Genomic DNA, 24,612 nt, shown 5'->3' with positions numbered 1-24,612 from the left:
GCCAGCCGACGGCAAAATGATTATCAGTCTTTAAATGTAGACCAGACGGGTGCATGATCTGAAGGTTTTTCTATACCCCTGAGCTCATAGTCTATACCACTGTCTTCGCATTGCTCGGCAAGAGCTTTAGTGGCAAGGATAAGATCGATGCGTAAACCGCGGTTGTCATCAAAGCCACGTGAGCGGTAATCAAACCAGCTGAACTGGTTATCCACATCCGGATTCAGCTGACGATAAGTGTCAGTAAAACCCCAGTTCATTAATCTTTGTATCCATTCCCGTTCTTCCGGAAGGAAGCTGCATTTCCCGGTTTTAAGCCAGCGTTTGGCGTTGTTTTCGCCAATACCAATATCTAAATCGATACGGGATATATTTACATCGCCCATAACAATCACTGGCTGCTCCGGCGAAAGATCGTTATCCAGATAGCTCATTAAGTCCTGATAAAACTTTTCTTTAGCTGGAAATTTCGTAGGGTGGTCACGGCTTTCGCCCTGCGGGAAATAGCCGTTTAAAATACGTACATGGCCACCATCTGCCAGTGGATAGTCACCCATTATCATGCGGCGCTGTGCTTCATCATCGTCAGTAGGGAAGCCAAATTGCGGGTTTTTCAGTGGCTTTTTACTGAGCATGGCCACGCCGTAATGACCTTTCTGACCGTGATAAATAACGTGATAACCCATGGCTTCCACGTCTTTCAGTGGGAACTGGTCGTCGTGTACTTTTGTTTCCTGCAAGCCGATAACATCGGGCTGATGTTTGTCAATTAACGCCTGTAACTGATGCAGGCGCGCTCGTATACCATTGATATTGAATGAAATGATTTTCATGAAATGTCCTGTAAATAAGCTTCTTTATCGGTTTAGGATAACACAGCAAAGCGCAAACTTGGGATGCGAAAGCAACAGAAAATTCGTATACTCGGACGATGCTTTTAAGAGGGGTACTAGCGTGCAGAATGTGTTAAATAATTTGGGCATGATGATCCGCCCTCACTTTTACGAATTAGCTATGGCGATCATTGCCACACTATTGGTTATTTATGGCGCAGAAGTGAACCGCATGGTGAAAAGGCAGGTGGCGCACTGGCATTTCGTATTCAGGACTTTGGTCTTCATCGTGGTTTGTGCTTTTGGCTATGGTTGGCTGACAGTCTGGTTTACGCCTGTTTTAGCCGGTTGGTTAAGTCTTATTCCTTTGCACCTACTGGCGGTCAGTACCATTGGAATATTATTCTTTTTAGGTTTTCTCGCAGAAAGAAAACGACAACTGTAAAACAGGGAAGTTGTATGACGGATTGGGTTAATGTAAGAGCAGGCTCGTCGGCTTACCAACATATTCAGGAGCAAGGATTGAAGGCCGACGACATTGGTCTGCTATTAGGTGCTTCCGGCGGTCCTAAGTGGTTTGTGCTTCAGGGCCTTGATAAATGGATGTTTGGCGAATTCTTTAAAGACAAACAACAGCCACTGGATACTTTGGGGACCTCTGCAGGTGCATGGCGCTTCGCGGCGCTGGGGCAACAGGACCCGGTTGCTGCTAGCGACTTATTTTGTCGCCTGTACCGAACACAAACCTACAGTGCAAAACCCGACAGGGATGAAATAACCAGTGAAGCCAAAGCCTTGCTGGCCAAGTACATTCCTGATCAGGCGGTAACAGAAATACTGGGGCAGTCAGCGGTTCGACATCATTTTATTGTTGCGCGTTGTAGAGGCTGGACAGCAGCCGAAACGAAAAAGCAGATGCTGGGATTGTTAAGTTCTGCTTTTGCTAACAGCATCAACCGTCGCTGGCTAGGTCGGTTTTATGAGCGTGTTATTTTTCATCATCCGCAGTCGGATTTAAGCTTTACTAAAGGCTGGAACGACTTACCGACACATCATGTAGAACTAAACCAAAACAACTTCCAGCAGGCGTTGCTGGCGACAGGCTCAATTCCTTTGGTACTGGATGGCGTGGTTGATATTCCCGGAGCACCTGAAGGTATTTATCGTGATGGCGGTGTTACCGACTATCACTTTGATCTGGATTTTTCTGACGTGAATGGCTTAGTGCTTTATCCTCATTTTCATAACGAAGCCATTCCGGGCTGGTTTGACAAGCGCTTGAGTTGGCGCAGAACCACCGGTAAGAAATGGCCAGGCGTAGTGTTTATTACTCCGTCGGAAGACTTTATTCAGTCACTGCCTTACGGGAAAATTCCTGATCGCACCGACTTTGCTAAGCTGGACGCTGCGACTCGTATTGATTACTGGGAAAAAGCGGTGGATGCAGGAAAACGCATGGCAGATCAGCTTCAGGATTGGGTTGCTACCGGAAAAATACGAGAAAAAACAAAGTTGTGGTTACCTTAAATTACAAACCATGTACGTCAAAACTGGCATCACAAATTTGTTCAAAGCGCTCGGCGGCAAGCTGTCGGGCGCTGTTTAATTGTTTTGCCGTAAGCTGATGTAGAAAACCATCAATGATCTTAGCAGCTTCGCTTTCACCGGCGCGATCCGCAAGAGTTAGCCAGCAACAAGCGTGAAAGATACTTTCCGGTAAATCCTTGCCTTGCAAAAACATCTGTCCTAAATACATCATGGCCTTACTGTGGCCAAATAGCGCTGCACGGCGAAAATGCTTGGCGGCTTCAAACCCTTGGTCGGCTTTAAGTAAATCTGCGGCTCGCACATAATGGTGCTTTGCAAAACGTTGCCAATATTCAGGCCCCCGAATCGTTGGCTTTTGTCGACCAGGCAAACGGGTTTGCGCCAACTCTATAAGTTGATCAACTTGTGTTAGTAGTGCGGTTTGCCATTCATTGACGTTTGCCTGGGTCATCCGGATGTCGTTGTTTTTATGTTATTGTTTTTGCCAGTGTACACCAAGTTGCTACTGCGGCAAACTGGTTGCAAGAAAGCCTTTAAAGTGAGTCCGAATAGATGCCAACACGTATTTCCAATGAAAACCTCGCAGCTCTGCTGAATGTGGGAAGTCATTTAAGTCTGTTTATCTGGGAAGATGCTCCGGGGTGGCCAGTACGTTTTGTTTCAGACAACATAGAAGACCTTTTAGGCTATAAAAAAGCACGTTTAGAAAGCCATGAAATTCAGTACCGGGATCTTATCCATCAGGACGACTTGCCGCGTGTAATGGAAGAGGTTAAGTCGCTTCTCAGCAGCGAGTCCGGTTCATCGCTATCGCACGAGGACTACCGGGTAAGGCACGCCAGCGGGCATGACATTTGGGTATCTGACACCACGGTACTGTTGCGCTACGAAGATGGAAAGAATCACCTTTACGGTTATTTAATTGATGTTACTGAGCGCAAGCAGCTGCAAATTGCGCTTGAAATGGAACGTAACCGGTTACAGCTTATTTTAGATGCGACCCGTTTAGGTACCTGGGAATGGAACCCGCAAACCGGCGTTACCATTTTTAACCAACGCTGGGCCAATATGTTTGGCTGGGACATCTGCGAGCTGGAAGCGAATATTGAAAGCTGGTCGAGCCGATTACACCCTGAAGATTACGACGACGTATGGCAGGCCATTAAGAATCACCTGGACGGAGTAACGCCTTTCTATGAAAGTCTTCACCGCATAAGGCACCGTGACGGCCACTGGGTTTATGTACTGGACCGAGGAAAGATTATAGAGCGGGACAACGAAGGCCGGGCCATTCGCTACACCGGAACGGTTACCGATGTTACGGAACAGAAAAAAGCCGAGTTAGATGCGTTAAAAGCCGCTCATGCAAAAAATGTGTTTCTGGCGAATATGTCACACGAAATCCGAACTCCTCTGCACGGTATACTGGGTATCGCATCGGTGTTGGAGTCAACTGACCTTAATCCATATCAACAGCAATTACTGGGCACAATAAAAAACAGCGGCGACTATCTGTTGACGACCTTGAATGATGTGCTCGATTTAACCCAGGCCGAAGAGGGGCAGCTAAAAGTCAAAAGAGGTGTTCACTCGCCGGCAAAAGTGTTAAGCCATGTCATTCAGCTATTTGAACAGCCTGTAAAAGATAAAGGACTGGAATTTATTATTGATATTGCTGCCGATATCCCGGAGCAAACATTAATGGATCGGGCTCGTATTGCTCAGGTGGTCAGTAATTTAGTCAGTAATGCTTTAAAGTTTACCGAGCGAGGCTCTATAACGATTAAAGCAAACTGGGAAGCTGATAGCGAAAAGCAGAGCGAAGGCGACCTTATTGTAAAAGTACAGGATACCGGAGTTGGTATTTATGATACTCAGCGTATTTGGCAACTTTTCGAGCAGGAGCAGGATGGGTTAAACCGTCCCGGAGGCGGTAGCGGACTTGGGCTTGCCATAGTACGTAACCTGGTTCAGTTATTAAGTGGTACAATTCAGGTGGATAGTGAACCTGAACAGGGCTCCTGCTTCACGCTTTGCATACCAATGAGCATTCAGCCTGAAAACGCGCACGAAGCAAAGCAGAATGATGTGCCTAAGCTCACGAAAAAACAGGTGTTGGTCGTTGATGATAATAAAATCAACCAATTGATAATAAAAGAAATGCTGTTGTCACTTAACCAATATGTTGATTTGGTAAGTGATGCTCATAATGCGTTAAAGATGATGCAGGCCAGAGATTATGATGTGCTGTTTATGGATCTTCATATGCCGCATATGGATGGTATGGAGGCAACCAGAACGCTGCGGGATATGCACATCCACCAGCCTTATGTGATTGCGCTTACTGCAGATGCATACCCCGAGACACGAACCCAGGCGTTGCGTTCCGGCATGGACGATTACGTGACAAAACCCTTTGTCAAAGCCGATATAGCCAGAGTGCTGGAGCGCTTTGATATGCTGTTATCCAGAAAGCCCACTGATTAGCACCGCCAGAGTGTCTGTTGTACCATAGGCTCAGTTTTAAGCTTAATGTAAGGGGTATGGAATGGATTTTAGCAGTAGCTCTCAGTATGTCGTGTCGCAAGAACTGGCGACAGCCGTTAACGCCGCCGTAACACTAGAAAAGCCGTTATTACTAAAAGGCGAGCCGGGTACGGGTAAAACTCGCCTTGCCGAAGAACTGGCGAATGCTTTAGATACCGAGTTACTGCAATGGTCAATTAAATCGACTACGAAAGCACAGCAGGGCTTGTATGAATACGATGCCGTGTCGCGTTTACGGGATAGTCAGCTGGGCAGTGAAAAAGTACATGATATTAGTAACTACATTCGTCCTGGTAAATTGTGGCAGGCGTTTACCGCCGAAAAGCGTCCCGTTCTGCTGATTGATGAAATTGATAAAGCGGATGTTGAGTTTCCGAATGACCTATTGCACGAGCTGGATCAAATGGCGTTTCACGTTTATGAAACCGGTGAGCAGATTAAAGCCGAGCAGCGTCCCATTGTGCTAATTACCTCGAACAATGAAAAAGCCTTGCCCGATGCGTTTTTACGCCGCTGCTTTTTTCACTACATTCAGTTTCCTGACAGTGACACATTAAAAGCTATTGTCGATGTGCATTTTCCTGATTTGCACCGTGACTTACTGGATACCGCGCTAGCGTTGTTCTTTGAGTTGAGAGATGTGCCCGGGCTGAAGAAAAAGCCATCGACATCGGAGTTACTGGATTGGTTGCGCTTGTTATTAGTAGAAGATATTGATGCCAATGAATTGCGCAAAAGCCGTGAACAAGGCGGTTTACTGCCTTTATCAGGCGCTTTACTCAAGCACGAACAAGATGTGGAGCGCTTAGCTGAATACGCTCGCATTCAACGGCGCTAATTCGCACTATGTTTATTGATTTTTTTCAAACCCTGCGGCGGCACGGGCTAAAAACCAGCATTACCGAATGGCTGGACTTACTCAGTGCCATGAAAGCGAACTTAGCTTTTGCCGATGTAGAGCAGTTTTACTATTTGTCGCGGCTCATTCTGGTAAAGGATGAGTCCCAGTACGACAAATTTGACCGTGCTTTCAGCGAGTATGTGGATAAAGTTGCCAAAGTTGATGTTACGGAAAAAATTCCGAAAGACTGGCTGGAAAACGCGCTAAAACGCAACCTGAGCGATGAAGAAAAAAGCAAAGTCCAGCAGTTGGGCAGTCTGGATGAGCTCATGAAAACTTTTCAGGAGCGCTTAAAAGAACAGCAAAAACGTCATCAGGGCGGCTCTAAGTGGATAGGCACAGGTGGAACTTCGCCTTTTGGTGCTTATGGTTATCATCCCGGCGGTATCCGTATTGGACAGGACGGCAACCGGAACCGCAGTGCGGCGAAAGTGTGGGATAAGCGGGAGTTTCGCGACCTGGATGACAATGCCCGGCTTGAGCAGCGCGGTTTTCAGGTGGCGCTCAGAAAGCTCCGTCAGTTTGCCCGTACGGGGGCGGCTACGGAGCTCGATTTAAACGGCACCATTGAAGCCACCTCAAAAAAAGGTGGTCTACTTGACTTGAAGTGGCAGTCCGAGCGTCATAATGCAGTTAAAATTATTTTACTGTTAGACGTTGGCGGTTCAATGGACGACTATGTGTACCAGTGCGAGCAGTTGTTTACCGCATTAAAAAACGAGTTTAAGCATCTGGAGTTGTTTTACTTTCACAACTGCGTGTATGAAGGCGTGTGGCGGGAGAATTCGCGGCGGCGTCAGGAGCAGATTCCGACTGAGCAGCTAATCCAGACTTATGGCGAGGACTATAAACTGCTATTTGTCGGCGATGCTACTATGGGACCGTACGAAATAGCGTATCCGGGGGGCAGTGTCGAACACTGGAATGAAGAGCCCGGCGAGGCCTGGATAAACCGGCTGACTCGTCATTTTGAAAAAGTCGCCTGGCTTAATCCGCAGCCAGAGGAACATTGGCGTTATTATATGTCGGTAAGAATGATTCATGACTTAGTGGGTGGAAGAATGTACCCATTGACTCTCGATGGACTTGAAAGGGCGATGAGCGGACTGCGATGACACCTTTACATCCGGCATGTCCGGACAATCAGTTTCAATTATTGGGAAATGCTCACCGGGCGCTGATTGAACGAGTGAGGTTAATACGCCAGGCTCGGCACCATATTGCGTTACAGTATTATTTGTGGCGCCCCGACAGCAGTGGGCTTACCATGCTTAAGGAATTACTGGATGCCGTCGAGCGTGGTGTGCGGGTTGATCTGCTGCTGGATGATTTGCACAGTAAACCGTTAGAACCCTTATTACGGGATTTGTCCTCCCGCGCTAACTTTAATATTAAGTTTTTTAATCCTTTTAAACACAGACGCTGGCGCTGGTTAAACTGGTTAACCGATTTTAAGCGCATGAACCGGCGAATGCATAATAAATCCATGCTGGTAGATGCAGAAGTGGGGATTGTCGGTGGGCGAAACATTGGTAACGAGTATTTCGGTACACATGCTGGACAGTTGTTTTACGATCTTGATGTGATAGCGAAAGGCAACATCGTTAAGACGTTACTCGAAGACTGGCAGCAGTACTGGAACTGTTCTTTATCGGTTGCGGTTAACGCCATAAGGTCGTCGGATAAACCCAGATTGTTTAACGATATTTGGAAGGGCTATCAAAAACAACCGGAGCTTAGAGATTTACACCAGTTTGTCCTTTCTGATGAACACCTGACGGATACTCCCCAAAGTGACACCGAAACCTGGTATAGGGCTACCGCAACGGTTGTCAGCGATGATCCTTTAAAGGCTCAGCCTGATAGCAAGCCTAGCCGTCTGGTGACGCAGCAGCTGGCACAAACTCTGGGCTTGGCAAAGCAGTCTATTGTTATGGTCTCTCCTTATTTTGTGCCGACGCCTGCAGGTGTTAAGGAACTGGAGAACTTGTCGGAGCAGGGCGTAAAAGTCCGAGTGCTGACTAATTCACTGGCCGTGACTGATGTTCCGGCCGTGCATGCGGGCTACCAGCGACATCGGCGTCGATTGTTGTTGTCAGGTGTAAAACTGTTTGAGTTGAAACGAACAGAGGAAAAAACCTTACGCAAAGATATGCGCCCTTATTTCAGACGCTCGGCGTCGAGCCTGCATGCTAAAACGGTGACAGTGGACAATGAAAAAGTCTTTGTTGGTTCATTTAATTTTGACCCGCGTTCAGCGCAAATTAACACAGAGTCGGGGCTTTTAATTGAGTCGGTGGAAATGGCCGAAAGAATTAACGCGATGTTTGAGCACGAATTGCCGTTGCGATCGTATGAGGCTCGAATCAATCGCTTTTATAAACTGTACTGGCTGGATAAAAGTAAAATACCGGCGTTACGACTCTACAAAGAGCCGGGAGCCGGTATTTGGCGACGTTTGGCGGTTTGGTTAACCGCGAGGTTGCCGGTTGATCATTTGTTGTAGATCTTCAACTCATTATAAGCGATTCAGTGGAACCTTCAGGTAAACAGTGCCGTTATCTTCTGCAGGCGGGAGCTGTCCGGCGCGAATGTTTACCTGAATTGACGGGATAATGAGTCGTGGCATATTCAGTGTTGCGTCGCGTTCTTCACGCCATTTAACAAACTGCGCTTCTGTGGCTTTGCCGCCAACGTGAATGTTATTTCGCTTTTGATCCGCTATCGTCGTTTTACATTGATGATGACGTCCTTCCGGCGGGTAGTCGTGGCAAATATACACTTCGGTGGTGTCTTCCAGTTCAAACAATTTCTGAATAGAACGGTACAGGGTACTAGCACTTCCGCCCGGAAAATCACATCGGGCAGTGCCAACATCGGGGTTAAAAAGTGTGTCACCGACAAACACTTTATTTTCATTAATTACGTAGGCAATATCTGCGGGTGTGTGTCCCGGTGTATGTATCACCCGAATTGTCATTGAGCCAAGGTGAAAAGTTTCACCATCTTGCAGAAGTTTGTCAAAATGTTCGCCGTTGGGGAGAAACTCTTTATCCAGGTTATAAACTTGCTTAAAGGTTTTCTGCACTTTAGTAATGTGTTCACCAATGGCAATAGGTGCCTGGAGGTGTTCTTTTAAATAAGGTGCCGCGCTTAAGTGATCAGCATGAGCGTGAGTTTCTAATAACCAGGCAACACTAAGCTTATTGTCTTTTACAAACTCGATAATACGGTTAGCACCTTCGGTATAGGTTTTCCCGGAGGCATAGTCAAAGTCGAGTACCGGATCAATAACAATGGCGTCTTTACTTTCTGAATCGTAAACTACATAGCTGAAAGTTTCGCTGTCGTTATCTAAAAACGCCTTAACCTGAATTTTCTCTACTTCACTCATGGTTTTGACTCCACGCGGTTGCGGCCTTCACTCTTGGCCTGGTACAGAGCTTTATCTGCAGCAACTAGTAAACTTGAATGGTCAGCATAGTCGTAGCTGCTGGCTACACCAATACTAACGGTAATCTTCATATCCTCAACCAAATCGTCAAAGTGGGTTGTGGCAATACGCTCGCGCATTCTCTCACTGGCTTCTCTGGCAATTTCCAGTTCAGAATTGGTAATGAGAACCGCAAATTCTTCGCCACCCCAGCGGGCAACGTAGTCTATGTCTCTTATTTCATCATTTAAAATCTCGGCCAGACGAATAAGCACTTTATCACCGACAGTATGCAAATAGCGGTCATTAACTTCTTTAAAATAATCGACATCAAGAATGGCCAGACTTAAATAGGTTCCGTCGCGGCGACAACGATTAAGTTCATGCTGCAACCGCTCATCAAAGGCTCGACGGTTACCCAGGTTGGTCAGGGGATCTTGTCGAGCCATGGTTTCCAAGTCGGCGGTTTTCTCTTTGACCATTTGTTCGAGTTGCAAACGGGTTCGGTTGTATTGATTAAGACGCGCCCGGACGATAATCAGAATCAGCAGAGCAGTTATCAAAGAGGCTATAATCCAGAACCAGGGTTGCATCCAAAAATGAGCTGACTGGCGAAATGAAAAATAGTCGGGCTGACTCCACTGACCTCCGGGGTATCTTGCTCTTACCTGAAAAACATAGTCCTTGGCGGGCAAAGTCGTGTATTCAACTGAATTGAACGAGTTTTTATCCACCCAGTTTTCGTCAAAACCTTCTAAGCGTACCTGATAATCAATGTGCTCAGCCATAAGATAACCGGGAGCAACAAATTCAAATACAATGCGATCAGTATCTGCGCTTAACTCTTCGCCAAAAATGACGGTTTCATTGTCCGCTTTTACCGATTCAATATTGACCTCTGGAGGCAGGTTACCAATTTCGGTGATGGTATTAGGATCAACGACAGAGACGCCTTTACTTGTTGCCAGCCAGATGCGGCCATCGGAGCTTTCGAGAATTGAGGGGCCACCGGTATTAATTTGGGCACTTTCAAGACCGTCAACTTCGGTATAACGTTGAAAGTCCAATGTGTCTGCCTGTCCGTTTAAAACCTCTGTAAATGAGTCGTGCTCCACCATGATAGGCCCCCGGCTTGAACCAAGCCAAAGGTTTCCATCGCCGTCAAAGGCAACGGACATAAAATTATCGAAGGGAAGTCCGGTGTCACGATTGAAAATTTGCCAGCTATCATTATCGATATTATGAACAATAAGTCCGCGATCGGTTGCCAACCAAAGATAGTCACCTCGTTCAGTAATATGAAAAGCGAGCTGCGCATTATTAAGGTGAGTTAAGTCAAGGGGGTTAATTTGATAGTTAAAACCTTCCTCTTTGGCTATAATTTCTATTTGAGCAACACCTGCACCGGAGCTTACCCAAAGCTTTCCGTACTTATCCAAATGCAGCGCCATAACAAAGTCATTAGACAGTACATCTTTTAAGGGAATATGCTGCGATACCCAGGTGTCTTTTTCATTTTGGTACAAGTGGGTGACGCCATTTGGTGTAGCGAGAAAAATACCCAGTTGCGCATCGATTGCAATTTGCCGCACTTCATTCGACTGAAGCAAGTCATCACTAGTGAAATGTCGGGTAACTTTTTCACCATCCCAGATATAAAGACCGTCCGTGTAACTACCAATATAAAGGTTTTGTTTGTCGTCGTAAGCCAGAGACAATACGGACAAGTCGCTTAATACAGTGTTAGCAGCCAGTGGGCCGATATCAAATTCATCAATAACAGACACCCCAACGCTGGAGCCGACAATAATTTCGCCGCTTTTATTTTCAGCTATTGCTCTGACATAGTTTCCTGTAAGACCATTTGCAGTAGTATAAGAGGCAAATAAGGAGTCCCTGAACTGCACCAGACCGCCGTGTGTTGCTACCCAAAAGCTGCCTTCTTTGTCCTGAATAATGTCGAGTACGTGGTTATTAGGTAAGCCTTGTTTAGTGCTGAATCTTTCGATACCCGATTGGTTTATTCTTATCAAGCCGTCCTGATAGGTTCCTAACCAAATTTGGTCGTCGGCAGTCTGGAAAATAGTGCTTATTCTGCTGTCAATTTCAGGTTTAAAAGGTTCAAACTCGGTATCATTAACCTGTTTATAAAGGCCTTTCTCTGTACCGACGAGTAAACGGTTATCGTCTAACTCGAATAAAGTGATAATAACGTCCTCTGGAATCGTTGTTATATCGATAAACCTCGATTTACCCGCCTTTTTGACCTGAAGACCTTTATTGGTTGCGGCCCATAGGCTTCCGTCAGCATCGACAAGCGAGTCAAAAAGGAACATAGAATTTAAGCCATGCTCTGTGGTGAACTGAGCAATACGCTCATTATTTTTATAAACCAGTATTCCCAGCGTTGAAGTCGAGACCCAGAGGTTGCAGTTGCTATCAATGGCTAAATCGTTAACAAAAGGCGGGGCTGACTGAAGGGTTTGCCAATGGCCATCATAAAAACGGGCAATGCCTCCACGGTTACCGGCAACGTACACGCTGCCATCGCAAGAACTGTAGGCTAAAGTGTACATACCTATATCGGGCAGCCCGGTCTCACGTAAATTATCGTAGATATCAAAACGACGACCATTAAAGCGAGTCGGCCCCTGCCAGGTTGCAAACCACAAATAGCCTTTATCATCTTGAGTAATTTCGTTGATAGAATTGTGGGGCAAACCGTCGCGGGTTTCCCAGTGTCGAATCAAATAGTCGCTCAGTGGACGTATTTCATTTTCTGCACTATTTTCATCAACAAAAGCTGCCGCCACTGACACCTTCAGAGACAGAAACAGGGCAACCAGCAGTAAGGAAAAGTGATACTTCATAGGTCTTCAATTATTGAACAGCATTTTTGAATGGTATGTTGTCCCCGACTGGGTTGCAATAACTCAAAAGGACTACAATCTAAAAAATGAATTGATGAGTACATTAGTGTGATAAATCAAATTAAAGGAGCAACAAATGACGAAAGCCTATGCCGCACAATCGGAAACTTCTAAGTTAGCCCCTCATCCAATAGAGCGTCGTGAATTGCGTAGTGACGATGTTGCTATTGATATCACATACTGTGGCGTATGCCATACAGATATTCATTATGCAGAAAACGACTGGGGCGGAACCATTTATCCGGTCGTGCCGGGGCATGAGATCATCGGTAAAGTCACGGCTGTCGGCGATAATGTGAAGGGGTTTAAAGTAGGAGACTCGGTTGGGGTTGGTTGTATGGTCGACTCCTGTCGCGAGTGTTCTTCATGTGAGCAGGGGCTGGAGCAGTACTGTCTGAATGGAATGGTTCCAACCTACAACGGTGAAGACTTGCACGATAAAAGCGTGACCTACGGCGGTTACTCAGAAAAGATAGTGGTCAGTGATCGTTTCGTTGTGCGGGTGCCGGAAAAACTTGACCCGGCAAAAGCTGCGCCATTGTTGTGTGCGGGCATTACAACTTACTCCCCGCTGCGTCACTTTGGTGTAAAAGAAGGGCATAAAGTGGGTGTTATTGGCATGGGTGGCCTGGGTCACATGGGCGTCAAGTTCGCCAAAGCCATGGGTGCTGAAGTCACTATTTTCACCCGTTCGGAAAGCAAAGTTGCTGAAGCAAAACGGCAGGGCGCAGACAATGTCATCATTTCAACCGACGATGAGCAAATGGAAGCGGCCGCTGAGACGTTTGATTTCTTGTTGGATACTGTGCCGGTGCAACATGATTTAAACCCTTATATTAACTGTCTTAAAGTTGATGGCACTCATATTCTGGTCGGTTTACTGGAACCTGTAGACCCAGCATTGCAAGCTGGTGCTCTGGTAATGAAGCGACGTGTGCTGGCAGGGTCTTTAATTGGTGGTATTCCTGAAACTCAGGAAATGCTGGATTTTTGTGCGGAGCACGACATTCACTGTGACGTGGAGATGCTTGATATCCAGAATATTAACGAAGCCTTTGTGCGTATGAAAAAAGGTGATGTGAAATACCGTTTTGTTATCGATATGGACACATTAAAACGGTCTTAAATCGCAAATGAATTGACCGCGCTTTATTTGGCGTGGTCTAATTCAAACCGAGAAGAGGTGCGTACATCAGGGACTTTTGAACTTAGGCCGCCAAAGCCAGATTTAAGTCGAAAGAGAGGGGATGTCACGCCGAGGTAATATTGTCATTTTGGCGCAATATTGCCGGTTGCAGGGTTTGAACACCCGCAACTGTCACCTTTAAGGTGGAGAGCTTCTGGTGTTTGCATTCCCCATTGGTGGCTATACACAGCCGCTGGTATTTTATCTGCAGAGCCTAAGTTCTCCGAACACTTTTTTGTTTTGTTCGGGAGAAAACTGTGACTTTTACCGTTGCAAAGTTCGGAGGTACAAGCGTCGCTGATTACGCTTCAATGCTTCGCTGCGCTGAAATTATTCAAAGTAATCCATCTATTAGACTGATTGTTGTGAGCGCATGCGCCGGCGTAACTAATCGCTTAGTCGCGATAGCAGACCTGCAGGGAAGGCAGGTAGAAAAGCTATTAAATGAGATATACGAGATTCATTTCGCTATTCAGAAAAAGCTTAACAATGCCATCCAGGTGCAAAAAGCATTAGAGCAACTGCACAATAAACTCGCGCTTCATTGCCAAAAAGTTGCGGAAGGTCGGGCTTCATGGCGGGATGAACTGCTAAGCTTTGGTGAGCGTTGCTCAAGCCTACTATTTTCCTCATTACTTGTTGAGCAGGGACTGCGTTCCAGTACTCTTGATGCCCGGTTGCTACTTAAAACCAACAGTGATTTTGGTCGTGCTCAGCCGGATGAAGTTACCACAAAATCACATTGTCTGGAGCAGAAGCAAAAACTTGAGTCTGGATGTGTGTGGGTAACGCAGGGATTTATTGGTTCTGACGAAAATGACCAGACAACGACTCTGGGCCGCGGTGGAAGTGACTACAGTGCGGCGCTTTTAGCGGCAGGCTTTAATGCAACGGATTTACAAATTTGGACCGATGTTGCCGGCATTTATACCACCGACCCCCGAATTTGCTCCAGCGCACGCGCTATAGCGGAAATGAGCTTTTCTGAAGCAGCGGAGCTGGCCACCTTTGGGGCAAAAATATTGCACCCATCAAGTCTGGCTCCGGCAATAAAAAACGACATTCGCGTATTTATCGGTAACAGTCAGGATGCGCTTTCTGGCGGGACCTATATTTCTGCAAGTCCTGCAAGCCAGCCCGATGTTCGTGCTGTTGCACTGCGCCGTGACCAGACATTAGTGACTGTTCATAGTCTGAAGATGTTGCATGCAAGCGGCTTCCTCGCCAGGCTTTTTGAAATATTGGCTCGGTATAACGTGAGTGTTGATTTGGTTACCACTTCCGAAGTTAGCATTGCGTTAACTCTGGATGAAGGCGGCAGTGCAGCGAATGGGCAGGCTTTATTACCGGCAGCAGCCTTAGAAGAACTGGAGCAATTTTGTCGGGTTGAAGTGGAAACTGGTCTATCTCTTGTTGCTATTATTGGCAACGGCATTGGGCGAGATGCACACATTAGTCAGCTGACTTTTAACACCGTTAATGATTATGCAGTGAGGCTAATATGTCAGGGAGCCAGCGAACATAACTTATGCTTTCTTGTCGCAGACAATGAAGGCGAGAATGTGATTCGCACTTTGCACGACAGAATATTGCGTTAATAATGTGTAAATAATTGTCTATTTATTGTAAATATAAACTACAGTTAAAGGGACTCTGGCAACCAAATTCAGGTGATTATTATGAAACAACTGACATCGAAAACTCTGGCAATTACATCGGCTCTTTCCGTCGCTTCAGCAATGAGTATGGGGGCTGCTCAGGCAAATCCCTTTGAAGCCACCGAACTGTCGTCTGGCTACGAAATGTCTCAACCACAGGAAATGAAGTGTGGTGAAGGTAAATGTGGTGAAGAGAAGAAAGAAAAATATGAAGAGATGAAAGATAAAAGAGATATGAAAGACAAAGCTAAGGAAGGCAAGTGCGGAGAGGGCAAATGCGGCGAAGGAAAGCGTGGTGACGAAATGAAACATGAAAAGTCTGAGAAAAAAGGTGAAAAGTCAGAAGAAGGTAAATGTGGCGCCTAATCGCTTAATGTTACTTTCGTTCTAAGGACGAAACTGACTATAATGCTCGCTTTCTATTTGAGCAGAATGAAAGCGAGCATTTTTAATGGATTTCTTACAATCGATCATCCTGGGCATTATCCAGGGAATAACCGAGTTTCTTCCAATATCCAGCTCTGCTCACTTAATTTTAATGCCTATACTTACCGGCTGGGACGATCAGGGCGTAGGCTTTGATCTTGCGGTTCACGTCGGTACCTTACTCGCGGTAATTCTTTACTTTCGTAAAGATGTGAGTGAACTCTTTGTTGACGGGCTTCGTTCAATTGCTGCACGCAAGCATGTTGGACAAAGCCGGTTGGGCTGGGCCGTTGTTGTCGGAACTATACCCGCCTGCATTGCCGGAATACTGTTACTGGATTATATAGATACAGCACTAAGGGCTGTGGGCGTTATCATTACCACCACCTTGGTATTCGCTGTGCTGTTAGCTGTAGCTGATCGTTTTGCGCGGGGCAGTCGAACTTTGCAGGATATTGGTTTTAAAGACGCTATTATTGTTGGTCTTGCTCAGGCTGTAGCGCTTATTCCGGGAACCTCTCGTTCTGGAGCAACCATAACCGCCGGGCTATTTTTAGGGCTAAACCGGGAATCGGCTTCAAAGTTTTCATTTTTTATGGCCATTCCAATTACGGCTGCGGCGGCTTTGGTCAAGTTGTTAACCATAGCTTCAGAGTCTATTGCCGTAGACTGGTTAGGTTTTTTAATTGGCGGCATTGTGTCTTTTTTAACCGCCATTACAGCTATTCATTTCTTCCTTAAGTGGCTTAATGCGTTCGGTATGTGGCCTTACGTTATCTACCGTTTAGTCTTAGCGGTTGTCTTGTACTTATTATTCTTCTGAGCAGTTACTTTATGTACGAAAAAATAAAAAAACAGTTATTTCAGCTTAAAAGTAACAAAGCTTTTGAAGCGTTAGTGGTGGCCGTAATCATTATATCGGCGTTGGAAATTGGAGCAAAAACCTACGAATTACCGGCTTTTGCTAATAGCTTGACGTACGGTTTAGATCTCTTTATCACGCTGTTCTTCTTAATTGAGATTAGCATTCGCTTCATTGCTGAAGACAATAAAAAGGCGTTTTTCAAAGACGGCTGGAATGTGTTTGATACTCTGGTTGTAATCATGAGTCTCATACCTATAAATGATTCTGAACTGGCTCTGCTGGCGCGATTGGTTCGGATATTTCGGGTACTGAGGATGATATCAATTATTCCGGAGCTGCGAACCTTAATAAACTCCTTGCTCAAAGCGCTTCCGCAGATGGGATATGTCGTCCTGCTGATGTTTATTATCTTCTATATTTATGCAGCGGTAGGCAGTTACTTATTCGCTGATATCAACCCGTTTTTGTGGGACAACATTGCTACTTCGATGCTGACGCTGTTCAGGGTAATGACCTTCGAAGACTGGACAGACATTCAGTACGAAACCATGGAAGTGTACGGCTGGAGCTGGATTTACTACATGACCTTTATTTTCCTGACTGCTTTTGCGTTCTTGAATATGGTTATCGGTATTGTGATTAACGTGATGGACAAAGAAGGGCGCAAGGTAGAGCTTGGTCAGCAAGGTGTGGCTCAAGAAGCCGAGGAAAAAGAACCGTCAATAACCGATCTGCAACAGGAAATTCGTGAATTAAAACAACTGATAGTGGCTCAGCAAGATGCCGAAAGAAAGTAAAAGCCTATACAGCGCGAAGCTTCTTATTAACGATATTCCTGTTACGGTAAAGAGTAAGCGCATAAAAAATATGTACTTAAGGGTGCGTGCGCCCTCAGGTGATGTTGAAGTTTCAGCTCCTAAGCAGTGCTCGCTAAATGAAATTGAACGCTGGCTGTTTGAGCGCCATGACTGGCTTATCAAGCAACGCCAACGGATTGCTAAGCAACCAAGTCGGCCTGAGCTTCAGTTTGTAACGGGTGAAGAGCACAAGCTTTGGGGGAAAAGTCACACACTGGATGTTGCAGTTAAAAAGCGCGGAGCGTCAGTGAAATGTGAGGGTGAGCAGTTACAACTGGTTTCTCTGCCACATTACAATGCTGAACAACGTAAAAAGATCATGGATCGCTGGTATCGTGAGCAAATTACCCGGGAAGTTGAAGCTTTACTGGATATCTGGCAGCCGCGAATGGGAGCATATAGTAATAGCTTTGGCATCAGGGCAATGAAAACCCGTTGGGGTAGCTGCAACATACGTAGCAAAAAAATATGGCTAAATTTAGAACTGGTTAAAAAACCGGTCGAATGCCTGGAATACGTGCTAGTTCACGAACTTACACACCTGTTTGAGCGTTATCACAACGCGCGCTTCTACGCCTTGATGGATGAATTTCTCCCGGACTGGCGTGAACGAAAGACGCTGACTAACCAGTTTATCTAAGCTCTTCCCCTAGTTGATTCTGCGCTATTAACCTGAACACGTAAGCCACTTTAAATAAACCGGCTAAGATCACTTGTGACAAGTGCAAAAAGACAAGCAGCATCAAAGGTAAGTTCTCTTCCTGAAACCAGGCCAGATAGAAAACAACAATTGAAAGCAATAAAAATACCCCCATAGAGGCATTAGAGGTTTGTAGAAGTTTACGTGGTTTCATCAGAAGCACTCCTAATGCATTTCAATACATACATATTAAATGCATCTTTAATTTAAATCAATAAAAGGTTGTAAAGTGAACAAAATATTGATGAACCAATACAGGCGTCCTATCCGTACTTTGGAGGGATAGAATGGTTGGAACAGTGTGTCGATCTTATTGAGCGTGGTGCAAAAGCTCTAATTGAATAAACAGGAGATTAGTGGTGCAGTATTTACATACGATGGTGCGTGTACATGATTTGGAACAATCTTTAAATTTCTACTGTGATTTACTCGGCTTGCAGGAAGTCAGCAGAAAGGATGTGGAAAAAGGGCGTTTCACCTTGGTTTTTTTAGCGGCACCGATTGATATTGAAAGAGCAAAGAAAGATCAGGCTCCGATGCTAGAGCTTACCTATAACTGGGATCCACAAACTTACCGCGGTGGCCGTAATTTTGGTCATTTAGCCTTTCGGGTTGAGAATATTTATGAGCTTTGCCAAAAGCTCATGGATAACGGCGTCATTATCAACCGCCCGCCGCGAGACGGTCATATGGCTTTTGTGCGCTCACCGGACAATATCTCCATTGAGCTATTGCAGAAGGGTGATAACTTGCCGCCGGAAGAGCCGTGGACCTCCATGGAAAACATTGGTGAATGGTAATTAAAGGGCAGATCCTCTATAATCTGCGCCACAAAACTATGTAAGTAAATGAAGCAATTTTTACTTTGGTCCAATAAATAGGAATGACTATGTCGACTGATAAAGCAAAGATTATTTATACTGAAACGGACGAGGCGCCACGCCTTGCAACCTATTCGTTTCTGCCTTTTATTGAAGCATTTACTAAAGCTGCAGGTGTTTCAGTTGAGACTCGTGATATTTCTTTGGCTGGTCGTATTATTTCGCAGTTTCCGGAGTATCTGACCGAAGAACAACGTCAATCAGATGCTTTAGCTGAATTGGGTGAAATGGCGAAAACCGCGGAAGCCAATATTATTAAACTGCCAAACATCAGCGCATCTATTCCGCAGATGACAGCCTGCATTAAAGAACTGCAAAACCAAGGCTACAAACTGCCGGACTATCCGTTTGATCCACAAACCGATGAAGAGAAAGATGTTCGTTCACGTTACGACAAAGTGAAAGGCAGTGCGGTTAACCCGGTATTACGTGAAGGTAACTCTGATCGTCGCGCCCCAAGTGCTGTAAAGAATTATGCGAAGAAGCACCCGCATCGTATGGGTGAGTGGTCTAAAGACTCCAAATCACATGTTGCTCACATGAATGAAGGTGACTTCTACGGTAGCGAAAAATCGATGACGTCTGCCAGCGAAGATACTTTCAAGATTGTTTTTGAAAGTAATGGTGAGCAAAAAGTACTGAAAGAATCTGTACCGGTACTGGCTGGTGAAGTGGTTGATGCGGCAACTATGAGTAAAAATAAGCTGCAGGCATTCTTTGAGAAAGAAACGGTAGCGGCAAAAGAGCAGGGCGTATTGCTGTCATTGCACTTAAAAGCCACCATGATGAAGGTCTCTGACCCAATTATGTTCGGTCACGCGGTTCGTGTTTTCTATAAAGATGTTTTAGAAAAACACGCCGATTTAATGAAAGAAATTGAGTTTGACCCAAGCAACGGTATTGGCGACCTATACGGCAAGCTGGATAAGTTGACTGCAGAGCAACGCGATGCCATTGAAGCGGACATGAACGCGGTTTACGCGAAGCAGCCTGAACTGGCTATGGTCAACTCGCATAAAGGCATCACTAACCTGCACGTACCCAGTGATATCATCATCGACGCATCTATGCCGGCAATGATCCGTGACTCTGGTAAAATGTGGGATACGAACGATAGCCAGCAAGACGCAAAAGCAATGATCCCGGATCGCAGCTATGCTGGCGTTTATCAGGAAACCATCGATTTTTGTCGTGAAAACGGTGCCTTTGACCCGGCAACTATGGGCACAGTACCTAACGTTGGCTTAATGGCGCAAAAAGCCGAAGAGTATGGTTCGCACGATAAGACGTTTGAAATTCCGGCTGACGGCGTGGTGAAAGTTTTCAATAAAGCCGGTGATGTCGTTTTCGAACACAAAGTAGAAGAAGGTGATATCTGGCGCATGTGTCAGGTGAAAGACGCACCGATTCGTGACTGGGTTAAGCTGGCGGTGAATCGTTCACGCTTAAGCGGTATGCCGGCAATATTCTGGCTGGACAGCAACCGTGCCCACGATGCTGAGTTAATTAAGAAAGTGGAAGAGTACTTAAAAGAGCACGATACCGATGGTCTGGACATTCAGATCATGGCGCCGGTTGAAGCGACTCGCCATACGCTACAGCGTGTGAAAGAAGGCAAAGACACCATTTCTGTTACCGGTAACGTATTGCGTGACTACCTGACCGACTTGTTCCCAATTCTGGAACTGGGCACCTCAGCTAAAATGCTGTCAATTGTTCCGTTAATGAATGGCGGCGGTTTGTTTGAAACGGGTGCCGGCGGTTCAGCACCTAAACACGTGCAGCAGTTTGTTGAAGAAAACCACTTACGTTGGGACTCTTTAGGTGAGTTTTTGGCGTTAGCGGCGTCTCTTGAGCACTTAAGCCGTACCTTTGATAACAAACGTGCTTTAGTGTTGGCTGATAGCTTAGATGTGGCTACAGCTAAGTTCCTGGAAGAAAACAAATCACCATCGCGTAAAGTTGGTGAAATTGATAATCGTGGTTCGCACTTCTACCTGGCTATGTACTGGGCAGAAGCATTGGCTAACCAGAACGACGACGCCGAGCTGAAAGAACGTTTCAGCAAGTTGTTTGAAAAACTCTCTGGTAACGAGCAGGCGATTATCAGCGAGCTGAACGAAATTCAGGGCGTTAAAGTGGATATCGGCGGTTACTACCAGCCAAATACAGATAAGGTGTCAGCAGCAATGCGCCCTTGTTCTGTATTAAATGAAACACTTGCCAGCTTATAATTTGTAGTAAGCTAGAAACTTAAGAAGCAGGCTTCGGCCTGCTTTTTTTATATCTATATTTTTTGTCTGTACATTAGTACATTCTGAAACAAGGTTTTCATTAACACCGGTCTGGAGTAACGATTTTGGCAACTGGCAACTACCTTATTAATTTGTATGAACGTTGTTTAAAAATGCCTTTTGGGCGTAAGATTTTCTCTGCAATGTTTGCCCGCAAAGCACCTTACTTTAAAACAATTAAGCCGCTTATTACCGAATTAAAGCCGAACTTCTGCCAGCTGACGTTTAAGAAACGAAAGGCGGTGCAAAACCACATTGGTACAGTGCACGCTATTGCGGTCTGTAATGGTATGGAAATGGCCATGGGCGCAGTAGCAGAAGCATCAATTCCTAAGCATCTGCGCTGGCTTCCAAAAGGCATGAATGTGCAATATCTGGCAAAAACCGACAGCGATGTCACCATAGAAGCAACTAGCTCAGAGTCCACCTGGAAGCCGGGCGATCAGCCCATATCGGTAGAAGCTAAGCGCAGCGACGGCACCGTTGTAGCCGCCGGGCACATTACTATTTATGTTTCAGAAAAGCCTAATCGATAAGATGAAAGGACTGCTGTCTGCCGTTTAAGTAGCTAACACCGTCACCATCAAAAAATGCATCTTCTTCCAGCATGATGGTGATGGCTTTATCCTCGAATGTGGTTTTGTTATTGAGCTCGATAGAATAAGCCGTATTGGAAAATAACGGGTATTCTCCTCCACCTGGTATTGCGTGCTGTTTGTCCCACATACCAATAGTGGGCCCTGATCCATGGCCGTAATAACCAATAGGGTGAGTATAAATCATGGGCTCCAGACCTTCGCTTCTGGCTTCTTCTAATGCGGCGAGCAAAATGTCATTACCTGAACGCGTCTCTTCAAACTGTTCTGTCAGAATATCCTGTAGTTTATTAGCGTTTGCTAACGCTTGTTTTAGCGCATCGGGTGCATCTGACTCGCCTTCTTTTAAAACATAGGCGTGTTGTTGAGTATCGGTATTTAAACGCAGGTAGGTAATGCCAAAATCCACGTGCAGTAAGTCGCCCGGTTGTATGACGACGCCGGTTGAGCGCGGGTGGCCTGGTTGAGGATCATCGATACGCTGCACACTCACTGAAGGATGGAACCAAACTGGCAGGTTTTCTTTTGCCGCCCGCTCGCGGAACCACCACTGGAGATCTTCTGTCGTTGTTTCGCCAACTGACACCACTTTGCTGGAGAAACCTTCTGCGATAATTTGGTGAGCAAGTTTAACGGCATTACGATAATAGGGTAACTCGGCTGCTATTCGCTTTTCGAGCCAGGAAACAGCAAGCGGTTCAGCACTCACAATTTTATTTTTTAAATTGTCGGGTAAAGCGGCCATGAAAAGTTCTTTATCCGTTGCGGTAATCCCGTCGGCCTGAGCGAAGTCTTTCGACTGATTAATCGCAATAGCATCTGGGTTATGCTCTGTAATAACTTCCATCAGTCGTTGCCATTGGTCGGGTTGCTGTTCCGGGTTCCATGCACTCTTAAATACATCTCCAACGTTATAACGAGCTATTGCTAAGGTTTCCAGATTCTCACCATTGCCTGGGTTATGGATAACTAAGATGGTTCTTCGTCTTGCAGATAACCAGTCGCTGGGCAGAAAGGTTTTAAGAATTGGGTCTTCGTTGTACTCGCGACTTATCAATACCCACATATCAATGTCATTTTGTTGCATTAACTCAGGGAGTAGTTGCTGTACTCGCTGTTGAAGAAGCTCATCAACAACTGTTGCACGTTGTTTAAGAGGCAGGGGACTTATATTTTCTGCAAGCACGTTAGCGGAAAAGGCAGTGCTGCAAGTTAGGCTGGCCAGGAGGATGATTTGTTTTAGCATAAGTGCTACCGATATTAAAAAAGGGACCCGAAGGTCCCTTTCTAGCAGTTTTTCACAAAGAAGTGAATTATGGTTTTCCGACAGGCTCGTTAGCGTCGATGACGGCACCCGGGTGCTCGTCTTCACCATCGTCCGGCGCCAGTTTCTCCCATTTACGAGTAAACAGAGCCAGCACGAACACAACCGCACCAACGCTGACACCAAACAAGAAAATAGTCCAGTAAAGCTCAGGCATTGCCTGTGGGTCGTCCGGATTAAGACCACCCGCTATTCGACCAGCAACAACGTTACCTATTGAGTAGGTCAATACGAAAATACCCATCATTTGACCTGCCATACGTTTTGGAGACAGTTTACTGACTGCACTCAGTGCAACCGGGCTTAAGCAAAGCTCACCTACAGTATGAATAAAGTAAACCGCGACTAACCAGTATGGAGCCACTTTCATGCCACTTGCCGCTGCTTGCGAAGCAAAGAACATGACAACGAAACCAGTCGCCATAATGATAAGACCAATCGCACTTTTGAAACCGTATGAAGGATTAATCATGCGTTTGCTTAGATTTATCCAAAGTGCGGCAAAGAAAGGCGACAAGGCAACTAAAAAGAAAGAATTCAGCGACTGAAACCAGGTAGTTGGAATTTCAAAGTCGCCAACCATGCGATCGGTTAGGTCGCGGGCAAATAAGTTGAATGAGGACCCCGCTTGTTCGAAGCCAGCCCAGAACATGGTCGAGGCAATACAGACTAAGAATAATGCCCCCAATCGTTTCATTTCATCGCGGGTCAATTTACCGAAAATGAAAACCGATAGGTAAAACAGGAAAAATATAGCCGTGAATATAATTGAAACGCTTTCAGCAGCAGCGACTGGATTAATACTGACATCGCCATTTAGCGCCAGAAAAGTGTAAACAGCCAAACTTGCCAGTAAAAACCAAATGATTCCCCAACTGCGCTTTGCCGCTTTCGGGCCTAAAGGCTTCGGTGGCTTTTCACCAACTCCCTTCAGTTTAGGTAAAGTCAGTCTGTACTGAATAAGACCAAATGCCATACCAACAGCCGCTGCGCCGAAGCCCCAGTGGTAACCAGCATTTTCCATAAGGTAACCGGTAACGATGTAACCGATAATCGAACCGATGTTAATACCCATATAATAAAGCGTATAACCACCGTCGCGACGGTCATCGTCGGAGCTATATAACTGGCCAACCATGGCGGTGATGTTTGGCTTTAATAAACCTGTGCCAAGTACCACCAAAATCATACCAATAAAGAAACCAGCCTTACTCGGTATGGCCAATACAATGTGGCCAAGCATAATAATGATGCCGCCGTACCAGGTGGCGCGCTGTCCGCCTAATAATCGGTCAGCTATCCAACCGCCAGGTAGACCCATAAAGTATACGGCACCGGTGTACAAACCGTAGATGGCTGTTGCAGAGGCGACGGTGAATGCTATACCGCCTTCTTGTAAGCTTGCGGTCATAAAAAGAACCAGCAATGCGCGCATACCGTAGTAACTCATGCGCTCCCACATTTCGGTAAAAAACAGGGTTTGTAAGCCCCCTGGTTGTCCGAAAAAACTTGCGTCTTTGTCGACTATTTTTGTTGGATCCATTGTTATTATCCGTTTAGTTATTGAAACTTTGGTCCTGTTCGACTTTGGTATAAGTCAAAAAAAGTGGCGTTACTTTACTAGCGACTGCCG

The 24,612-nt window shown here is 45.8% G+C and carries 22 protein-coding genes and 1 riboswitch; of the genes, 15 read left to right on the top strand and 7 right to left on the bottom strand.

Annotated features, from left to right (window positions below):
• Window positions 1-23: 23 nt before the first annotated feature.
• Entirely contained in the window at window positions 24-833 is an 810-nt protein-coding gene (gene xthA, locus NJR55_RS11415) for an exodeoxyribonuclease III (RefSeq protein WP_253620054.1), read from the bottom strand.
• 121 nt (window positions 834-954) lie between these two features.
• Here xthA and NJR55_RS11410 point away from each other — a divergent pair, with 121 nt between their 5' ends.
• Both NJR55_RS11410 and NJR55_RS11405 read left to right on the top strand, forming a co-directional pair.
• Entirely contained in the window at window positions 955-1,278 is a 324-nt protein-coding gene (locus NJR55_RS11410) for a DUF3392 domain-containing protein (protein ID WP_253620053.1), read from the top strand.
• Window positions 1,279-1,292: 14 nt separating this feature from the next.
• On the top strand, window positions 1,293-2,360 hold the full coding sequence (locus tag NJR55_RS11405; protein WP_253620052.1) for an alpha/beta hydrolase: 1,068 nt from the start codon (window positions 1,293-1,295) through the stop codon (window positions 2,358-2,360).
• A gap of 1 nt (window position 2,361) precedes the next feature.
• Here the strand turns inward: NJR55_RS11405 and NJR55_RS11400 are convergent, their stop codons facing one another.
• Window positions 2,362-2,832, bottom strand: coding sequence for an SEL1-like repeat protein (locus NJR55_RS11400; protein ID WP_253620051.1), 471 nt, complete (start codon window positions 2,830-2,832; stop codon window positions 2,362-2,364).
• A 101-nt stretch (window positions 2,833-2,933) separates the two neighbouring features.
• On the opposite strand from NJR55_RS11400, the gene NJR55_RS11395 reads away from it, so the two are divergent.
• The 4 genes from NJR55_RS11395 (at window position 2,934) to NJR55_RS11380 (ending at window position 8,335) form a co-directional block, all read left to right on the top strand.
• On the top strand, window positions 2,934-4,868 hold the full coding sequence (locus NJR55_RS11395; protein ID WP_253620050.1) for a PAS domain-containing hybrid sensor histidine kinase/response regulator: 1,935 nt from the start codon (window positions 2,934-2,936) through the stop codon (window positions 4,866-4,868).
• 61 nt (window positions 4,869-4,929) lie between these two features.
• Window positions 4,930-5,766, top strand: coding sequence for an AAA family ATPase (locus NJR55_RS11390; RefSeq protein WP_253620049.1), 837 nt, complete (start codon window positions 4,930-4,932; stop codon window positions 5,764-5,766).
• 8 nt (window positions 5,767-5,774) lie between these two features.
• Entirely contained in the window at window positions 5,775-6,944 is a 1,170-nt protein-coding gene (locus NJR55_RS11385) for a vWA domain-containing protein (protein ID WP_253620048.1), read from the top strand.
• Complete coding sequence (locus NJR55_RS11380; protein WP_253620047.1) at window positions 6,941-8,335, top strand: phospholipase D family protein; 1,395 nt, start codon at window positions 6,941-6,943, stop codon at window positions 8,333-8,335. Before NJR55_RS11385 ends, NJR55_RS11380 begins: the two co-directional genes overlap by 4 nt.
• Window positions 8,336-8,347: 12 nt before the next feature.
• On the opposite strand, the gene NJR55_RS11375 is transcribed toward NJR55_RS11380, so the two are convergent.
• Together NJR55_RS11375 and NJR55_RS11370 are read right to left on the bottom strand one after the other, a co-directional pair.
• A complete protein-coding gene (locus tag NJR55_RS11375) occupies window positions 8,348-9,223 on the bottom strand; it encodes an MBL fold metallo-hydrolase (protein ID WP_253620046.1) in 876 nt (291 codons plus the stop codon).
• The gene (locus tag NJR55_RS11370; RefSeq protein ID WP_253620045.1) at window positions 9,220-12,132 is read right to left on the bottom strand and encodes a ligand-binding sensor domain-containing protein; all 2,913 of its coding nucleotides are present in this window, start codon (window positions 12,130-12,132) and stop codon (window positions 9,220-9,222) included. The genes NJR55_RS11375 and NJR55_RS11370 overlap by 4 nt, the downstream gene beginning before the upstream one ends.
• A 136-nt stretch (window positions 12,133-12,268) precedes the next feature.
• Here NJR55_RS11370 and NJR55_RS11365 point away from each other — a divergent pair, with 136 nt between their 5' ends.
• From NJR55_RS11365 to NJR55_RS11340, 6 genes are all read left to right on the top strand, one after another.
• Entirely contained in the window at window positions 12,269-13,318 is a 1,050-nt protein-coding gene (locus NJR55_RS11365; RefSeq protein ID WP_253620044.1) for an NAD(P)-dependent alcohol dehydrogenase, read from the top strand.
• A 44-nt stretch (window positions 13,319-13,362) separates the two neighbouring features.
• Window positions 13,363-13,540: riboswitch (Lysine riboswitch) on the top strand.
• Between the two features lie 95 nt (window positions 13,541-13,635).
• Window positions 13,636-14,976, top strand: a complete 1,341-nt coding sequence (gene lysC / locus NJR55_RS11360; RefSeq protein WP_253620043.1) for a lysine-sensitive aspartokinase 3 — start codon at window positions 13,636-13,638, stop codon at window positions 14,974-14,976.
• Between the two features lie 81 nt (window positions 14,977-15,057).
• Window positions 15,058-15,402 carry an HvfA family oxazolone/thioamide-modified RiPP metallophore gene (locus NJR55_RS11355; protein WP_253620042.1) on the top strand — a complete coding sequence of 115 codons (345 nt, stop codon included), beginning with the start codon at window positions 15,058-15,060 and terminating at the stop codon, window positions 15,400-15,402.
• A gap of 85 nt (window positions 15,403-15,487) precedes the next feature.
• Entirely contained in the window at window positions 15,488-16,285 is a 798-nt protein-coding gene (locus NJR55_RS11350) for an undecaprenyl-diphosphate phosphatase (protein WP_253620041.1), read from the top strand.
• An 11-nt stretch (window positions 16,286-16,296) separates the two neighbouring features.
• On the top strand, window positions 16,297-17,124 hold the full coding sequence (locus tag NJR55_RS11345; protein WP_253620040.1) for an ion transporter: 828 nt from the start codon (window positions 16,297-16,299) through the stop codon (window positions 17,122-17,124).
• Window positions 17,108-17,824 (top strand): M48 family metallopeptidase, encoded by a 717-nt coding sequence (locus NJR55_RS11340; RefSeq protein ID WP_253620039.1) that lies wholly within the window; start codon window positions 17,108-17,110, stop codon window positions 17,822-17,824. The genes NJR55_RS11345 and NJR55_RS11340 overlap by 17 nt, the downstream gene beginning before the upstream one ends.
• Here NJR55_RS11340 and NJR55_RS11335 read toward each other — a convergent pair.
• The gene (locus NJR55_RS11335) at window positions 17,817-18,038 is read right to left on the bottom strand and encodes a hypothetical protein (RefSeq protein ID WP_153849176.1); all 222 of its coding nucleotides are present in this window, start codon (window positions 18,036-18,038) and stop codon (window positions 17,817-17,819) included. The two genes, NJR55_RS11340 and NJR55_RS11335, sit on opposite strands and share 8 nt — an antisense overlap.
• 205 nt (window positions 18,039-18,243) lie before the next feature.
• Between NJR55_RS11335 and NJR55_RS11330 the strand changes: the two genes are divergently transcribed.
• The 3 genes from NJR55_RS11330 to NJR55_RS11320 all read left to right on the top strand — a co-directional run bounded on the left by NJR55_RS11330 (window position 18,244) and on the right by NJR55_RS11320 (window position 21,595).
• Window positions 18,244-18,684, top strand: coding sequence for a VOC family protein (locus NJR55_RS11330; protein WP_253620038.1), 441 nt, complete (start codon window positions 18,244-18,246; stop codon window positions 18,682-18,684).
• An 89-nt stretch (window positions 18,685-18,773) separates the two neighbouring features.
• Window positions 18,774-20,999, top strand: a complete 2,226-nt coding sequence (locus NJR55_RS11325; RefSeq protein ID WP_253620037.1) for an NADP-dependent isocitrate dehydrogenase — start codon at window positions 18,774-18,776, stop codon at window positions 20,997-20,999.
• Window positions 21,000-21,172: 173 nt separating this feature from the next.
• Window positions 21,173-21,595 (top strand): hotdog fold domain-containing protein, encoded by a 423-nt coding sequence (locus NJR55_RS11320; protein WP_253620445.1) that lies wholly within the window; start codon window positions 21,173-21,175, stop codon window positions 21,593-21,595.
• Here NJR55_RS11320 and NJR55_RS11315 read toward each other — a convergent pair.
• Complete coding sequence (locus tag NJR55_RS11315; protein WP_253620036.1) at window positions 21,585-22,901, bottom strand: M24 family metallopeptidase; 1,317 nt, start codon at window positions 22,899-22,901, stop codon at window positions 21,585-21,587. The genes NJR55_RS11320 and NJR55_RS11315 overlap by 11 nt on opposite strands.
• Before the next feature lie 67 nt (window positions 22,902-22,968).
• Window positions 22,969-24,522, bottom strand: a complete 1,554-nt coding sequence (locus NJR55_RS11310; RefSeq protein ID WP_253620035.1) for a peptide MFS transporter — start codon at window positions 24,520-24,522, stop codon at window positions 22,969-22,971.
• Window positions 24,523-24,612: the final 90 nt, after the last annotated feature.

It is taken from the genome of Idiomarina rhizosphaerae (assembly GCF_024159085.1).
GTDB lineage: Bacteria > Pseudomonadota > Gammaproteobacteria > Enterobacterales > Alteromonadaceae > Idiomarina > Idiomarina rhizosphaerae.
Note: the sequence above shows the minus strand (reverse complement) of the source record. Positions and strands in the feature narration are given on the sequence as shown.

Excerpts from the sequence above, each read along its gene's own strand:
- NJR55_RS11320 (WP_253620445.1), top strand. The coding sequence starts at position 21,173 with ATGCCTTTTGGGCGTAAGATTTTCTCTGCAATGTTTGCCCGCAAAGCA.
- NJR55_RS11350 (WP_253620041.1), top strand. The coding sequence starts at position 15,488 with ATGGATTTCTTACAATCGATCATCCTGGGCATTATCCAGGGAATAACC.
- NJR55_RS11310 (WP_253620035.1), bottom strand. The coding sequence starts at position 24,522 with ATGGATCCAACAAAAATAGTCGACAAAGACGCAAGTTTTTTCGGACAA.
- NJR55_RS11395 (WP_253620050.1), top strand. The coding sequence starts at position 2,934 with ATGCCAACACGTATTTCCAATGAAAACCTCGCAGCTCTGCTGAATGTG.
- NJR55_RS11340 (WP_253620039.1), top strand. The coding sequence starts at position 17,108 with ATGCCGAAAGAAAGTAAAAGCCTATACAGCGCGAAGCTTCTTATTAAC.
- NJR55_RS11335 (WP_153849176.1), bottom strand. The coding sequence starts at position 18,038 with ATGAAACCACGTAAACTTCTACAAACCTCTAATGCCTCTATGGGGGTA.
- NJR55_RS11400 (WP_253620051.1), bottom strand. The coding sequence starts at position 2,832 with ATGACCCAGGCAAACGTCAATGAATGGCAAACCGCACTACTAACACAA.
- NJR55_RS11315 (WP_253620036.1), bottom strand. The coding sequence starts at position 22,901 with ATGCTAAAACAAATCATCCTCCTGGCCAGCCTAACTTGCAGCACTGCC.
- xthA (WP_253620054.1), bottom strand. The coding sequence starts at position 833 with ATGAAAATCATTTCATTCAATATCAATGGTATACGAGCGCGCCTGCAT.
- NJR55_RS11375 (WP_253620046.1), bottom strand. The coding sequence starts at position 9,223 with ATGAGTGAAGTAGAGAAAATTCAGGTTAAGGCGTTTTTAGATAACGAC.
- NJR55_RS11345 (WP_253620040.1), top strand. The coding sequence starts at position 16,297 with ATGTACGAAAAAATAAAAAAACAGTTATTTCAGCTTAAAAGTAACAAA.
- NJR55_RS11325 (WP_253620037.1), top strand. The coding sequence starts at position 18,774 with ATGTCGACTGATAAAGCAAAGATTATTTATACTGAAACGGACGAGGCG.
- NJR55_RS11380 (WP_253620047.1), top strand. The coding sequence starts at position 6,941 with ATGACACCTTTACATCCGGCATGTCCGGACAATCAGTTTCAATTATTG.
- NJR55_RS11390 (WP_253620049.1), top strand. The coding sequence starts at position 4,930 with ATGGATTTTAGCAGTAGCTCTCAGTATGTCGTGTCGCAAGAACTGGCG.
- NJR55_RS11370 (WP_253620045.1), bottom strand. The coding sequence starts at position 12,132 with ATGAAGTATCACTTTTCCTTACTGCTGGTTGCCCTGTTTCTGTCTCTG.
- NJR55_RS11385 (WP_253620048.1), top strand. The coding sequence starts at position 5,775 with ATGTTTATTGATTTTTTTCAAACCCTGCGGCGGCACGGGCTAAAAACC.
- NJR55_RS11365 (WP_253620044.1), top strand. The coding sequence starts at position 12,269 with ATGACGAAAGCCTATGCCGCACAATCGGAAACTTCTAAGTTAGCCCCT.
- NJR55_RS11405 (WP_253620052.1), top strand. The coding sequence starts at position 1,293 with ATGACGGATTGGGTTAATGTAAGAGCAGGCTCGTCGGCTTACCAACAT.
- NJR55_RS11355 (WP_253620042.1), top strand. The coding sequence starts at position 15,058 with ATGAAACAACTGACATCGAAAACTCTGGCAATTACATCGGCTCTTTCC.